The organism is Maribacter antarcticus DSM 21422 (assembly GCF_000621125.1).
Classification (GTDB): domain Bacteria; phylum Bacteroidota; class Bacteroidia; order Flavobacteriales; family Flavobacteriaceae; genus Maribacter; species Maribacter antarcticus.
In genome coordinates this window covers 1-1,503 of the sequence record NZ_JHZC01000034.1, presented here as the reverse complement: position 1 = coordinate 1,503, position 1,503 = coordinate 1, and the positions used below count along the sequence as shown (strand labels likewise).

Here is a 1,503-nt window from a genome sequence, read left to right as displayed (position 1 = left end):
TAATTCAACATGGACTACAGAATCTAGTACACAAAATATTGGAAGTACTAGCTATACCACGCTAACATATACATTACCGGCTGCATTAAATGGTACTTATACCTACATACGATTTACACCAACAGGTACTCCTGAAAGAACTTTAACACTTATAGATGCGGTTTATGTGCAAGAAGCATATTGCAGCACCTGCCCTGCAGGTTTAGATGCTCCTATGCTATCAGCGTCAACAGCCACAAATACATGCCCAACTACGACGATAGACTTAACCACAATTACAGCAAGTAATACTCCTGCAAATACAATACTTACATGGCACACAGGGTTGCCTGCTACTACTATTAATAGGGTAAGTGACGCTGCGGCGGTAGCTGCGGGTACCTATTATGCTGCATTTTATAATCTAACAGTAGATTGTTATGCCTCTGAAGGAGAAGCTGTTACTCAAGTAATCGCAGACGGAGATAGCGATTGTGATGGGGTTCCAGATCCTAGTGACATCGATGATGACAATGATGGTATTTTAGATACGGAAGAAGGTTTTTCTATTGTTAGTTTGTCACCACAATTATGGTTGGATGCAACAGATTATAATGGAGACGGTACCACGTACTCAGATGGTACAACCCTTACAACTAACTGGATAGACAAATCGGGAAATAGCAACGATTATGCTTTAGTTAGCGGTCCAACGTACCAGTCATCTGAAATAAATGGGAAAGACGTTGTAGAGATATTAAGTGCAGGGTTCAATGGACCATCAGGAGCAGCCACATCCACAAGTGAGTGGTCCATTATAATGGTAACAAAACTTTTACCATCAGATGCTAATGGTCGTCTTTTTGATGGTCATGTAGGGAATAACCTCCTGGGCTACCATGGTGGTAGAAAACGTGCTGTATATTTTAATGGGAACCCAAATGCATATACAAATACAAGTGTGAATGCCACTACCTCAGGGGTAACAGACTTTGAAATGAATTGCTATGTAAGAGCTTCTTCAGGATTAATGAACTTATATTCTAACGGAAACACACTGAATAGTTATGCTAACTCACAAACTACAAATGGTGTTATATGGGATATCAACCAAGGAGTATATTCTAATGAAAGCTCAGATTCACAAATTGGAGATTTTATTATTATTCCAAGTGCTTTATCCGAGGCAGACCGCCAAAAAGTAGAAGGTTATCTAGCCCACAAATGGGGGCTAGAGGCAAGTTTGCCGGCAAGTCATCCTTATAAAAGTAGTCCTCCTTCAAGTGATTTAGATGGAGACGGCATACCAAACAGCTTAGACTTAGACTCAGACAATGATGGGATTCCTGACAACGTAGAAGCACAAACTACTTCAGGATATACGGCACCTGCAACAGACAATGCAGCAACCTATGCTACAAATAACGGTTTAAACTCTGTTTATGTGTCTACGGGTGGTAACACGCCTATTGATACTGACGCAGACGGGACACCGGATTATTTAGATACGGACAGTGACAATGC

General features: G+C 40.9%; 1 pseudogene. It reads left to right on the top strand.

The annotated features are described in order from the left end of the window. Nucleotides 1–1,503, top strand: a pseudogene (locus Q360_RS26190) (hypothetical protein); the annotation flags it as partial.